General features: G+C 72.5%; 9 protein-coding genes and 1 pseudogene. 5 read left to right on the forward strand and 5 right to left on the reverse strand.

Going from position 1 to position 13,003, the window contains the following annotated elements:
• Positions 1 to 51: 51 nt before the first annotated feature.
• The 3 genes from ACFVXK_RS31665 to ACFVXK_RS31675 are packed head-to-tail and all read right to left on the reverse strand — an operon-like array spanning position 52 to position 2,329.
• Positions 52 to 873, reverse strand: a complete 822-nt coding sequence (locus tag ACFVXK_RS31665; protein ID WP_389618447.1) for a metal ABC transporter solute-binding protein, Zn/Mn family — start codon at positions 871 to 873, stop codon at positions 52 to 54.
• The gene (locus ACFVXK_RS31670) at positions 831 to 1,697 is read right to left on the reverse strand and encodes a metal ABC transporter permease (RefSeq protein WP_389618450.1); all 867 of its coding nucleotides are present in this window, start codon (positions 1,695 to 1,697) and stop codon (positions 831 to 833) included. Before ACFVXK_RS31670 ends, ACFVXK_RS31665 begins: the two co-directional genes overlap by 43 nt.
• Complete coding sequence (locus ACFVXK_RS31675) at positions 1,694 to 2,329, reverse strand: ATP-binding cassette domain-containing protein (protein WP_389618453.1); 636 nt, start codon at positions 2,327 to 2,329, stop codon at positions 1,694 to 1,696. Before ACFVXK_RS31675 ends, ACFVXK_RS31670 begins: the two co-directional genes overlap by 4 nt.
• A gap of 428 nt (positions 2,330 to 2,757) precedes the next feature.
• On the opposite strand from ACFVXK_RS31675, the gene ACFVXK_RS31680 reads away from it, so the two are divergent.
• Positions 2,758 to 2,973: a hypothetical protein gene (locus ACFVXK_RS31680; RefSeq protein ID WP_389618456.1), complete on the forward strand. Its 216-nt coding sequence runs from the start codon at positions 2,758 to 2,760 to the stop codon at positions 2,971 to 2,973.
• A 42-nt stretch (positions 2,974 to 3,015) separates the two neighbouring features.
• Here ACFVXK_RS31680 and ACFVXK_RS31685 read toward each other — a convergent pair.
• A pseudogene (locus ACFVXK_RS31685) lies at positions 3,016 to 3,822 on the reverse strand (HAD-IC family P-type ATPase); the annotation flags it as partial.
• 144 nt (positions 3,823 to 3,966) lie between these two features.
• Between ACFVXK_RS31685 and tsaD the strand changes: the two are divergent.
• Positions 3,967 to 5,025, forward strand: coding sequence for a tRNA (adenosine(37)-N6)-threonylcarbamoyltransferase complex transferase subunit TsaD (tsaD, locus tag ACFVXK_RS31690; protein ID WP_389618469.1), 1,059 nt, complete (start codon positions 3,967 to 3,969; stop codon positions 5,023 to 5,025).
• Between the two features lie 100 nt (positions 5,026 to 5,125).
• Here tsaD and ACFVXK_RS31695 read toward each other — a convergent pair whose 3' ends face one another.
• Positions 5,126 to 6,862: an amidase gene (locus ACFVXK_RS31695; RefSeq protein WP_389618459.1), complete on the reverse strand. Its 1,737-nt coding sequence runs from the start codon at positions 6,860 to 6,862 to the stop codon at positions 5,126 to 5,128.
• A 113-nt stretch (positions 6,863 to 6,975) separates the two neighbouring features.
• Between ACFVXK_RS31695 and ACFVXK_RS31700 the strand changes: the two genes are divergently transcribed.
• The 3 genes from ACFVXK_RS31700 to ACFVXK_RS31710 all read left to right on the forward strand — a co-directional run.
• On the forward strand, positions 6,976 to 7,614 hold the full coding sequence (locus ACFVXK_RS31700; RefSeq protein ID WP_389618462.1) for a TetR/AcrR family transcriptional regulator: 639 nt from the start codon (positions 6,976 to 6,978) through the stop codon (positions 7,612 to 7,614).
• 480 nt (positions 7,615 to 8,094) lie between these two features.
• Positions 8,095 to 10,251 (forward strand): potassium-transporting ATPase subunit KdpB, encoded by a 2,157-nt coding sequence (gene kdpB, locus ACFVXK_RS31705; RefSeq protein WP_389618464.1) that lies wholly within the window; start codon positions 8,095 to 8,097, stop codon positions 10,249 to 10,251.
• A 300-nt stretch (positions 10,252 to 10,551) separates the two neighbouring features.
• A partial coding sequence (locus tag ACFVXK_RS31710; RefSeq protein WP_389618466.1) for an ATP-binding protein occupies positions 10,552 to 13,003 on the forward strand: 2,452 nt, incomplete at its 3' end.

Below are 13,003 nucleotides of genomic sequence, written 5' to 3' on the forward strand. Positions count from 1 at the left end.
GGCCCATGAGCACGCAGGACGGGGAGGGTTACGGCCTGCTCCGCGCGCGGATCACGAGGTCATGGCCTTCTTCAGCTCGGCCGCCGCGTTCCGGTAGACCGGCAGCAGGTCGAGGTCCTCGCCGGGGTAGTTGACGATCTCGACCTGCTTGGCGCCGGAGTCGGGCAGGACCGTGCCGGTGGACATGTGCACGTTGTCCAGGACGAACGCCGGCTTCTTCGCGGAGAGCTCGGCCAGCTGCGCCGGGGTCACGGCCTCGGGCCCGTAGGTGCCGACGGGGGTGGCACCGGCCAACTTCGCGGCCCAGGCGGTGAAGACCTGGGTGACGACGGAGGGGCTCTTGCCACCGGGCCAGGCCGCCTGGACCTCCTTGTTGAGCTTCGCGTACTCGGTGTCGAACCCGGACTTCCACTGCGTCGCGGCGTCCGCCGTGCCGAAGAGGGCGCCCAGCTTGTCGACCTCGGCCTTGACCTTGCCGGGGTCGTTGTCGAGGTTCACCTCGACCAGCTTCGCCTTCGATCCCGCGGCCTCCTTGATCTTCGCCGCGTACGGCTCGAACGGCGCGTACAGCACGAAGTCGGCCTTGGCCACGGCCGCGAGGTCGGAGGGCTTGGGGTCGTAGTCGGGCGCGTGGTGCACGGACTGGGGGACGATGACCTTCACGTCCTCCGCGCCGGCGGCCCTGGCGAAGGCGCCTTCCCAGGTGGTGGTCACGACCACCACGGGCTTGTCCTTCTTCGCCTCGCTGCCGCTCTTGGCCGGCGCGGCGTCGGAAGACCCCCCGGAGGCCTTGTCGTTGCCGCACGCCGCGGTCAGGAGGAGTGCCGCGCTCAGTGCGACGAGGGCAGGGATACGGACGCGGGTGCGCGCCATGAGCTGATTCTCCGTTCGGGAAGGAAATGCACGGCGAGGACGAGGGCCCCCGCCGTCAGGACGAGGACCGGGCCCGGTGGCCAGTCCAGCCACAGGGCCAGCAGGAACCCCGTCAGATTGACGACGACGCCGATGCCGATGGCCCACAGCGTGATCGACTTCAACGAACTGCCCAGGCGGCGGGCCGCGAGCGCGGGCAGCAGGGTCAGGGCGTCGACGAGCAGTGCGCCGGTGAGCTTGATCGCCCCGGCGACGGCGATCGCGACCAGGACGAGGAGGGCCGCGGTCAGCGCCCGCACGGGGACCCCCGAGCACTGGGCGAGCTCGCGGTCGTAGAGCAGGAGGCCGACCTCGCGCCGCCGCCACCAGAACAGGCCCGGTACGACGACGGCGAGCACGCCGAGGACGATCAGGTCCGGCGTGCCCACGGACAGGATCGACCCCCAGAGCAGGGCGAAGGCGCCGGACGCGTTGACCCCCGACACCGCCATGAGGAGCAGCGCGGCCGCGATCGCCAGGCTCATCAAAAGCCCCATCGCACCGGACAGGCCGTCCGGAGTGCGGGCGAGCGGGGCCACGCCCGCACCGGCCAGTGCGCACGCGACGAGCGCGCACAGCATGGGATCGAGTCCGGTCAGCAGACCGACCGCGATGCCGAGCAGGGCGACGTGCATCATCGCGAACCGCACCGGCATGATGTCCAGCCCGACGATGACCACCCCGATCACCGGCAACCCGACCGCGGCGAGCAGCAGGGCGATACCGGCCCGCTGGACGGGCACGAGCTGCAGGAGGGCGCCGAGATCGGCCGTGGCGAGGTTCACCGCACCTCCCGCAGCCGGCCCGCAGCCATCTCCAGGACACGGTCGCAGCGCTCGGCCAGGCTCCGGTCGTGCGTCACCACGACCAGCGTCACCGGGAGAGAGGTGAGGACGTCCGCCGCCTCCGCCTGCCCGTCGAAGTCGAGGGCCGCGGTCGGCTCGTCCGCGAGCAGCACCTGTGCCCCCGCGGCGACGCAGCCGATCGCCCGGGCCAGGTACATCCGCTGCAGCTGGCCGCCCGAGAGGGTGTGCAGCGGCCGCTCGGTCAACGGGGCGACGCCGAGCCGGTCCGCCGCCTCGGCGGCCGCCGCGGGGGCCGTGCTGCTGGCCAGCAGCTCGGATCCGAGCAGCGGGAACCGGCCCGCCGCCGGCTTCTGCGGGATCCAGGCGCAGGCCCTGCGCCGCCAGGCCCACTCCGCCGGCGAACCGGTGCCGCGCCCGCCGACCGTGATCGAGCCCGTCACCTGCCGGTGGAGACCGAGCACGGAGCGCAGGAGCGTGGTCTTGCCCGACCCGTTGGTCCCGGTCAGGGCCACGCGCTCGCCGGCCGCGATCTCCAGATCGACATCGGCGACCGCTTCGACCCGGCCGTGCCGACAGGCCACTTGGCGCATGCGTACGTCCAGCCCGCCCATCCCACCTCCCTCAATCCTTGTGGTGACGGGGCGCGGGAGGATGCCCGACCGTCGCCCACGCCCCAGTAGTCGGACAGCGTTCGCTTCGAGTTCCCGCGGGCCGGCGATCGGTCGGCGGTCCTTCTCCACCGGGATCAGACCGTCCGGTCACCTGGTACTTCTGCTCCGTCATTGCGTCACTTCCCGGTGCGGTGGCGATGGCCGGACGCCGTGGTCCGGCGGGCTCTCTCACGTAGTCGTACCGAGACCCGTTCTGGTTTCCGCCACTTCCCGCCCGGTGGAAGCAGTGGAAGCACATGGGAATCACGTCGTGCTTCCGAAGCTCCGGGGTCCGGAGCTTGCGGCCGATACCGAACGGGCATTCCCCTGAGGTCCGGGGTCGCGGAAGCCGTTCTGCGGGCGGACACGTAGGGAGAGAGGCGCACGCGATGACCGACATCAGTTCTCTGCAGCCCGTGGCGACGTTCTGCGGCAAGTGCGACTGCGGATGCCCGCAGCTGTTCGTCGACGAGGCGGCCCCCGCCGACCGCCGGGTCGTGATCACCGACGACTTCGGCCAGCGGGTGCAGATGAGCGCCGATCAGTTCGGCTCCCTCATCGAGGACGCCAAGGCGGGCAAGCTGGACTCCGTCGCCGTGGCGTGAACCGCGGGTGCCGGACCGCCGCCGCGGGCCGGAGGGAGCCGGTCATCGCCGGGAGGCCTTTCCGGCGGAGGTGACGGGGCGTCTGGGGGTGGTCTGCCAGGTGCGCAGGCGCAGGCTGTTGGCCACGACGAGGAGCGAGCTGGCGGACATCGCGGCCGCGGCCACCATGGGGTCGAGCCACCCCACGGCCGCCAGTGGCACGGTCACCAGGTTGTAGCCGAACGCCCAGACCAGGTTGAGGCGGATCGTCGCCAGCGTGCGCCGGGCCAGGCGGACGGCGTCGGCGACCGCCTCGATGTCACCCCGTACGAGGGTGACGTCGGTGCCGCTCCCCATCGCGATCCCGAGGTCGGCCCGGGCCAGGGCGGCGGCGTCGTTCACCCCGTCACCGATGACGGCCACCCGGTGCCCCTCCTCCTTCAACCGCGTCACCAACTCCGCCTTGTCCTGGGGAGTGCAGCGGGCGTGCACCTCGGTGATGCCGAGCTCCGACGAAACCACCCGGGCCGTGGCCTCACGGTCACCGGTCGCGAGCACCGGCGTCACGCCCAGCCGCCGCAGCCGGTACACGGCCCGGTGGCTTCCCGGCCGCAGGACGTCCCCGAGGGCCAACAGCGCCTCGGCGCGCCCGTCCACCCGGACCAGTACCGGCGTGTGCGCCGATGCCTCCGCCTCGGCGAGTGCTCGTGCCAGCGACGGGGGCAGGCCCTCGCCCGGGGTCAGCACCTCGACCCTCCGCCCCTCCACGACGCCCTCGACGCCCCTTCCGGGCGTGGCCAGGAATCCGGTGACCTCGGGCAGCGGTCGTTCGGGGAGGGCCCGCCGGGCGTACGAGGCGACGGCGCGGCCCGCGTCCGTTGCCGGGGCCGGCCATCCTTCGGATGTGCCGCAGACGTGGTCGCACCCGGTGCCCGAGGAGTTCCCGTTGCCTTGTTGCACATATATTGCAGTTGCAGAATGCAGGCATAAGGAGTGGGTGTTGTGGCGGGACCGGTGGTGCTGGGGATCGAGTCGTCGTGTGACGAGACCGGCGCGGGCATCGTGCAGGACGGGAGGCTGCTGGCCCACGTGGTGGCGTCGAGCATGGACGAGCACGCCCGGTTCGGCGGCGTGGTGCCCGAGATCGCCGCCCGGGCCCACCTCCACGCCTTCAACCCGGTGGTCCGGCAGGCCCTCGACCAGGCCGGACTGCGGATCGGTCAGCTCGACGCCGTCGCCGTCACCACCGGCCCCGGTCTGTCCGGCGCCCTCCAGGTCGGCCTGGCCGGGGCGAAGACGCTGGCCTACGCGGCCGGGGTGCCCTTGTACGGTGTGCACCACCTGGCCGGGCACGTCGCCGCCGACACCCTGGAGCACGGGCCGCTGCCCGACCCCTGCGTGGTGCTGATCGTGTCCGGCGGCCACACCTCCCTGCTCCTCGTCCGGGACCTCGTGCGCGAGCCGATCCTGCACCTCGGCGACACCCTCGACGACGCGGCCGGCGAATGCTTCGACAAGGTCGCGCGCATCCTCGGCCTGCCGTACCCGGGCGGCCCGGCCGTCGACGGGGCGGCGCGGGAGGGAAACCCCAAGGCCGTGGCCTTCCCGCGCCCGCTCACCCGGCCCGGCGACGACCCGTACGCCTTCTCCTTCTCCGGCCTCAAGACCGCAGCCGCCCGCTGGGTCGAGCAGCACCGCCGGCGCGGCGAGGAGGTGCCGGTGGCCGACGGGGCCGCCGCCCTCCAGGAAGCCGTGGCCGACGTCCTGACCCGCAAGGCCATGGCGGCCTGCAAGGCGTACGAGGTGAAGACGCTGGTCGTGGTCGGCGGTGTGGCCGCCAACTCCCGGGTCAGGGCCCTCGCGGAGAAGCGGTGCGCCTCGGCGGGAATCGAGCTGCGCGTTCCGCCGATGACCCTGTGCACCGACAACGGGGCGATGATCGCCGCCGTCGGTGACCTGCTCGTCCGCTCGGGCGCCGAGCCGGCCCCGCTGGACGTCTCGATCGACCCGTCCGCCCCGCTCACCTACGCGTCTCTCACCCCGCTCGCCCGCCCCACCCTCCGGGCAGCCTGACGCCCGTCGACGCCTTGCGCCTGCCGTGCCTGCGAGCCGCTCGGAGGCGCGGCTGGGGTCGCTGAGGGCTGATGTGGTCGGCCCGGAGGCTCCGGGCAGGTCACTCCGCCGGCAGGCGGGGCGTGCGCGGCGGCTCGGTGCGGCGGTTGCCGGTCTTCTCGAAGGCGGCGGCGAGGGTCAGCAGGGCGTTGTCGTCGTAGGCGCGGCCGGCGAAGGTCAGGCCGACGGGCATGCCGGTGTCCGCCATGGTGCCCATCGGCACCGTCACCGTCGGGATGCCGAGGTGGCGGGGGACCAGGTTGCCGTTCGCGACCCAGACGCCGTTGCGCCAGCCGAGGTCGGCGGAGGCCTCGGACACGTCCATGTCCGCGGGGCCCACGTCGGCGACGGCGGGGAACACGACCGCGTCCAGGCCGAGGCCGTCCATCCACAGCTCCAGGTCGACCCGGCGCGTCTCCTCCAGCCCGCGCAGCCCCTGCTCCAGGTGCGGCATGTCGGCCAGGGACGCGTACGGGCGTTCGCGCACGAAGCGCGGGTAGTCGCCGATCGTGTCGTCGAAGCCTTCGTAGCGGTCGGGGAGCTCGCCTTCCTGCTTGGGCCAGATGCGGGTGCCGTCGACCTCGGCCAGGGTGGCCAGGGCCGGGTCGCCGTTGGCGCGCAGGAAGTCGTCCCAGGCCCAGGCGGACAGATCCTCGATCTCGAAGGTGAGGTACTCGCGGCTGACGAGTCCCCGGGTGAACAGCGAGGGCGCGCCCGGGCGGTCGGACTCGTAGTTCGAGACGACGGGGAAGTCCACCTCGACGACCTCGGCGCCGGCGGCCTCCAGGTCGCGGCGGGCGGCCTCCCACAGGGTGATCACCGACGGGCGGGTGTCGACGCGCTGCCCGGTCTGGCCGCCGATGCCCCCGTCCGGGTTCGTTCCGGCGTCGGGGTCGGCGTTGATGTACATGCGGGGCACGCCGACGCGCTTGCCGGTGAGCGCCTCGGACGCGGCCGGTGCGCCGGTGGGGGCGAGGGCCGGGTAGGAGGCGGGGCGTACCTGCGAGGGCGAGGGCAGGTCCACCCACGGCTGTGCGCGCCACAGGTCCCCGCGCGTGTTCGCGTCGTCGGCCACGATGACGTCGAGGAGTTCGAGCAGGTCGGCCATGGTGCGGGTGTGCGGGACGACGACGTCCATGGTCGGGACCAGCGGCCAGTTGCCGCGGACCGAGATCACGCCGCGGCTGGGCGTGTAGGCGCACAGCGCGTTGTTCGAGGCGGGGGCGCGGCCCGAGGACCAGGTCTCCTCGCCGAGGCCGAACGCGCCGAAGGACGCCGCCGTCGCCGTGCCGGAGCCGTTGGAGGAGCCGGAGCCGTAGGCGCTGGTGAGCCAGTCGGCGCTGTACGGGCTTTCCGCGCGGCCGTACACGCCGCGCTGCATGCCGCCGTTCGCCATCGGAGGCATGTTGGTCAGGCCGATGAGGACGGCCCCGCCCGCGCGCAGGCGTTCGATGGCGAAGGCGTCACGCTGGGCGACGAGGTGCTCGAAGGCGGGGGAGCCGGACGCGGCCGTCAGCCCCTTCGCGAGGTAGCTGTCCTTCGCGGTGTACGGGATGCCGTCCAGCGGGCCGAGCGTCTCGCCGCGGGCACGCCGGGCGTCGGAGGCCTCCGCTTCCGCGCGGGCGTCCGGATTCTTCACGACCATCGCGTTGAGCGCGGTGGCCGTACCGGGCCGGTCGTACGCGTCGATCCGCGCGAGGTAGGCGTCGAGCAGGCCGACGGCGGTGGTCTCGCCCCCTTCCAGCGCTGCGCGCAGGTCGGCGATACAGGTCTCCACGACATCGAATCCGCGCGTCATGAGGGTGTCTCCTGGGTGGTGGACGGTCTGACTAGATTTTCAGTCTAGATTAAGAATCTAGACTGCGGGAACCTAGACTGGGGACCTCGATTTCCGTCACCGAAAGTGAGCAGATGCCGACGTCAGCGACCGGGCCCGCGCTGCCCGACAGGAAGCGTCAGCCCAGCGGGGACGAGGCGCGGGGGCGGGCGATGCGGGCCGCCATCGCCGTGATCGCCGAGAAGGGCACGGCGGGCCTGCGGATGTCGGACATCGCCGAGCGGGCCGGTATGAGCACCGGGCACATCCTCTACCACTTCGGCAAGAAGGACCGGCTCCTGCTCGAAGTCCTCGCATGGAGTCAGGCGGACCTCTGGGCCCGGTTCCATCAGGCTGCCGACCGGGCCGCGTCGCCTGCCGAGAAGCTGGACCTGTTCGTCCGTTTCTACCTGCCCCGCGACCAGGGCGACGAACGCTACGCGCTGTGGACGCAGGTACTGGCCCAGCGCCACGACGAGGCGGGCCGACGCCTCCTCACCGATCTGCTGGACGGCTGGGACGAGCGCCTGGAAGCCATCCTCCGTGAGGGCCGGGACCTGGGCCACTTCGCCGACGTGGACGTCCCCGAGTTCACGATCCGGGCGGTGGCCATGCTGAGCGGGCTCTCCGAAGACGTGATGTTCGGGAGGTCGCGCTGGCAGCACACCTCCGTGCACGCCTTCGCGCTGTCCGCCCTCGAACGTGAACTGCGTCCCACCCCCGGACGGGCATGACGAGCGTCGCAGAGGGTCTCGCGGGAGCCGGAGGGGAAGGGCTCCGGGCACGATCGAGGGAGGCGGCGTCACCGGGGAGGACGACGTCGAGGCGCCCCCGCAGCCAAGCCTCGCATCGGCATGCCTTCGACGTGCGCCTCGGGGTGTCCTCGTCGTCGGGACGGTTCCTCTTCCGTGCCCGAGCTTGATTGTCCTCCCTGCCCGACGGGACCCCGACAGGACCTTCTTCACGGGATTCTGACGGTTCGTTGACGCGATGGCCCGCACCGGCGTCAAGGTGGCGGCAATTCCTCTTCTCCGACCGCTGCGGGGGCGGGACGCTCGGGTAGCTTCCTGCCGTTCCCGCTGTCGGGGGCCCTGATCACCGCATGACGACGGCTGAGGGGCCCATGCCATCCGGCCCCCGGCAGCGGCTCTTTCCCGTACGGCCGGCCCGACCAGCCGGCCTCCTCCTGCCTCACGTCAGAAGGTTCGCCTCTCATGTCTTCCGCCGCCACCGCGCAGCACACCCCTCCGGGCCCGGGGAGCCCGCCCCCGTCCCCCGTCCACCGGCCGCCGCACCGCCGGCCCGGCCGACGGGCCCGGCTGCTGGAGCCGGGGCAGCTGGCGGACGCGGCGCGCGAGGCGGTGCGCAAGCTGCACCCGCGCGCGCTGGCGCGCAAACCCGTACTGCTGGTCGTCGCCGTCGGCTCGGTCCTGACCACGCTGTCGGCCGTGATTCACCCCTCGGTCTTCACGTGGGTGATCAGCGGCTGGCTGTGGCTGACCGTGCTGTTCGCCAACCTCGCGGAAGCCGTGGCCGAGGGCCGTGGCCGCGCGCAAGCGGCGTCCCTGCGCAGAGCCCGCACCGACACCGTCGCCCTGCGGATCAAGCACTGGTCCTACGGCACGAACCTGCGCACGGCCGACACCGAGGTCGTCACCCCGGCCGAGCTCCAGCCCATGGACTTCGTCCTCGTCGAGGCGGGCGAGCTGATCCCGGCCGACGGGGACGTGGTCGACGGGGCGGCGATGGTCGACGAGTCGGCCGTCACCGGCGAGTCCGCCCCCGTGCTGCGCGAGTCGGGCGGCGACCGGTCCGGGGTCACCGGCGGCACGACGGTCCTGTCGGACTCGATCGTCGTCCGGGTCACCTCCCGCCCGGGCAACAGTTTCCTCGACCGCATGATCGCCCTGGTCGAGGGGGCCGCCCGGCAGCGGACCCCGAACGAGATAGCCCTCAACATCCTCCTCGCCGCCCTCACGATCGTCTTCGTCCTGGTGGTGGTCACCCTCCAGCCGATGGCCGACCACGCGAAGGCGGCCCAGAGCACCGCCGTCCTCGTCGCCCTGCTGGTCACCCTCATCCCCACCACCATCGGCGCGCTGCTCTCCGCGATCGGCATCGCCGGCATGGACCGCCTCGTCCAGCGCAACGTCCTGGCCATGTCCGGCCGGGCGGTCGAGGCGGCCGGAGACGTGGGCACCCTGCTGCTCGACAAGACGGGCACCATCACCCTCGGCAACCGCGAGGCCGCCGCCTTCCTCCCGTTGCCCGGCCAGGACCTCGGCAAGCTCGCCGACGCCGCCCAGCTGTCCTCCCTCGCCGACGAGACGCCCGAAGGCCGCTCCGTCGTGGCCCTGGCCCGGCAGCACGGCGTCCGACCGCCGGAAGAGGGGGAGTTGAGCAATCCGCGCTTCGTGGGGTTCAGTGCGAAGACCCGGATGAGCGGGATCAACCTGAGCTGGCCGAACGGCGCGGGCGTCGCCATCCGCAAGGGCGCGGCTGCCGAGGTCGCGGACTGGGTGGCGCTGCGCGGCGGCACCGTCCAGGCCGAAGCCGTCGCCTGGGCGGAGTCGGTGTCCGCCTCCGGCGGCACCCCGCTGCTGGTGGCCGTGCACGACTGGGACGGGCCCCGGGTGCTCGGCATCATCCACCTCAAGGACGTGGTCAAGGACGGCATCCGCGAACGCTTCGCCGAACTGCGCCGCATGGGCATCCGCACCGTCATGGTGACCGGCGACAACCCGCTGACCGCCCGGGCGATCGCGGCGGAGGCGGGCGTCGACGAGTACCTCGCCCAGGCCACCCCGGAGGACAAGCTCGCCCTCATCAAGCGGGAGCAGGAGGGCGGGAAACTGGTCGCGATGACCGGCGACGGCACCAACGACGCCCCGGCCCTCGCCCAGGCCGACGTGGGCGTCGCGATGAACTCGGGCACCTCGGCCGCCAAGGAGGCCGGGAACATGGTGGACCTGGACTCCAACCCGACCAAGTTGATCGAGATCGTGGAGATCGGCAAGCAGCTCCTGATCACCCGGGGCGCCCTGACCACCTTCTCGATCACCAACGACGTCGCGAAGTACTTCGCGATCATCCCCGCGATGTTCGCCTCGGCCTACCCCGGCCTCGGCGCCCTCAACGTCATGGGGCTGAGCAGCCCCCGGTCCGCCATCACCTCGGCGATCATCTTCAACGCGCTGATCATCATCGCCCTCATCCCGCTCGCCCTGCGCGGCGTCCGCTACCGGCCCGCCTCCGCGCACGACCTGCTCCGCCGCAACCTGGCCGTCTACGGCCTCGGTGGACTCGTCGCCCCGTTCGTGGGGATCAAGCTCATCGACCTCCTGGTCTCCCTGATCCCGGGCATCGGATGAACCGCGCCAGTACGGGATCAGGGTGCGTCAGAAACCTTGAGCCCGGTCCGCGCCGTGCTCCAGTACGTCGACCAGATCGCGTTGTCCAAGCACTTGACCATCACCGCGGCGGGTCCCCCGCCGGCGAGCAGGCGCACGCGCCGGCGGACCGTGTCAGGGCTGCGTCAATGTCTTCGTGCTCCGCCCTGATCCGGTCGGTTTTCCCCCGATGATGAGCGTGAGCAGCACTCGTGTGCCTCTGCCGGCCGGGGAAGCCCTCTGTGCGGATCGGGGCGGTTTCGGCGTGAGGAGGCGTGTGTCGTGGCGGAGGCGGTTGCCCGGCCCGGAAGGCTGAAGGTCTTCCTCGGGGCGGCGCCCGGTGTGGGGAAGACGTACCGGATGCTCGACGAGGGCCGGCGCCGGGCGGACCGGGGGACCGACGTCGTCGTCGCCTTCGTGGAGTGCCACGGCCGCCGCCACACCGAGGAGAAGCTGGCCGGCCTGGAGGTCCTGCCGCGCACCGAGCGCACCTACCGGGGGAGCCGGATCCCGGAGATGGACCTCGCGGCGGTCCTGGAGCGGCGGCCCGAGGTGGCGCTCGTCGACGAACTGGCCCACTCCGTCGTCCCCGGCGGCAGTCCCGCCAAGCGCTGGCAGGAGGTGGAAGCGCTCCTCGCGGCGGGGATCGACGTGGTGACCACCGTCGACATCCAGCACCTGGAATCCCTCAACGACGTGGTCGAGAAGATCACCAGGGTCCCGCAGCACGAGACCGTGCCCGACGAGGTCGTGCGCCGCGCCCACGAGATCGAGCTGGTCGACCTGCCGCCGGAGGCGCTGAGACGGCGCATGGCCCACGGGAACGTCCACGCCCCGGAGAAGGTCGACGCGGCGCTGTCCCACTACTTCCGGGTGGGCAACCTCACCGCCCTGCGCGAGCTGGCCCTGCTGTGGCTGGCGGGACGGGTGGACGAGGCCCTGCAGAAGTACAGGGCCGAGCACGGCATAGGGGGAGTGTGGGAGACCCGGGAACGGGTGGTCGTCGCGATCACGGGCGGCTCCGAGGGCGAGACGCTCATCCGCCGGGCGGCCAGGATCGCCGCCCGTTCGGCGGGAGGTGACCTCCTGGCCGTGCACATCGCGCGCAGCGACGGCCTGGCCGGAGGAGCCTCGGCCGCCGCACTGGTCCGTCAGCGGGCGCTCGTCGAAAGCCTCGGCGGCAGCTACCACTCCCTGGTCGGCGACGACGTGGCCACCGCGCTCACCGACTTCGCCCGCTCGCAGAACGCCACCCAGCTGGTCCTCGGCACGAGCCGGCGCGGACGGATGGAACGCTTCCTCACCGGCCGGGGCACGGGCGAGACGATCGTCGGGCTGTCCGAGGACATCGACGTCCACATGGTCACCCACGAACGGGCCGGCAGCGGAAGGCTGTTGCCGTCGCGACGGCGGACCCTCCCGACGTCGCGGCTCATCGCCGGACCGGTCCTCGGGCTCCTCCTCCCGACCGCGCTCACCTTCCTCCTCGATCACACCAGGGGCAGCCTCAACCTCACCAGCGAGGCCCTCCTGTTCCTGGTGACGGTGGTCGGAGTGGCATGCGTGGGCGGCGTGCTGTCGGCCGTGGTCGCCTCCCTGACGGCCTCCCTCCTCCTCAACTACTGGTTCATCCCGCCGGTCGGCGAGTTCACCATCGCCGAACCCGACAACATCCTCGCGCTGGTGGTGTTCGCGGTGGTCGCGGGAACCGTCGCCGCGGCCGTCGACCGGTCGCTGCGCCTGTCGCGCAGGGCGGCCCGGGCCACGGCGGAGGCGGAGACGCTCTCCTCGCTCGCCGGTTCCATCGTGCGGGGGGACCAGGCCGTACCCGCGCTCCTCGAACGCACGAGGGAGACCTTCGGGATGGAATCGGTCGAACTCACCGGCGAAGCGGTCGCGGACGACACCTCCGCCGTTCGGGTCCCGGTCGGACAGGACGCGCACCTGGTCCTGCGCGGGCGTCCGCTGCCCAGCTCCGACCGGCGGGTCCTGTCCGCCTTCGCCGCGCACGTCACGGTCGCGGTCGAGCGCGCCCGGCTGGCCGAGGCGGCCGCCGAGATCGAACCCGTCAAGGCGGCCGACCGGATGCGTACCGCCCTGCTCGCGGCCGTCAGCCATGACCTGCGGACCCCGCTCGCCGCCGGCTGGGCCGCCATCGAGTCGCTGCGCGCCGACGACGTGGAGTTCAGTGAGGAGGACCGCGAAGCGCTCCTCGCCACCGCCGACGAGTCGATGGCCCGGCTCAACCGCCTCGTCGAGAACCTCCTGGACATGAGCCGGCTCCAGGCCGGAGCCCTGAAACTGGAGCTGCGGCCCACCGACCTGATGGAGGTGGTGCCCGCCGCGCTGGACGCACTGCCCGCCGACGCCCCCGCCGTCGACACCCGGAGCCTCGAGCGGGCCCCGGCCGTCCTGGCGGATCCGCCCCTCCTCGAACGCGTGGTGGCCAACCTGCTGGGCAACGCGGTCCGGCACACCCCGCCCGGGCGGGAGGTCCTGCTGACGGCGAGCGCCCTCGACGACCGCGTCGAGATCCGGGTCGCCGACCGCGGGCCGGGAATCCCGGAGGCGGACCGGGAGAACGCCTTCGTGCCGTTCCAGCGCCTCGGCGACACCGACAACACCACGGGCGTCGGCCTCGGCCTCGCCCTCTCCCGGGGCCTCACCGAGGCCATGGGCGGCACCCTCACCCCCGAGGACACCCCGGGCGGCGGCCTGACGATGGTGCTCACCC

This window comes from Streptomyces sp. NPDC058157 (assembly GCF_042884105.1).
Taxonomy (GTDB): domain Bacteria; phylum Actinomycetota; class Actinomycetes; order Streptomycetales; family Streptomycetaceae; genus Streptomyces.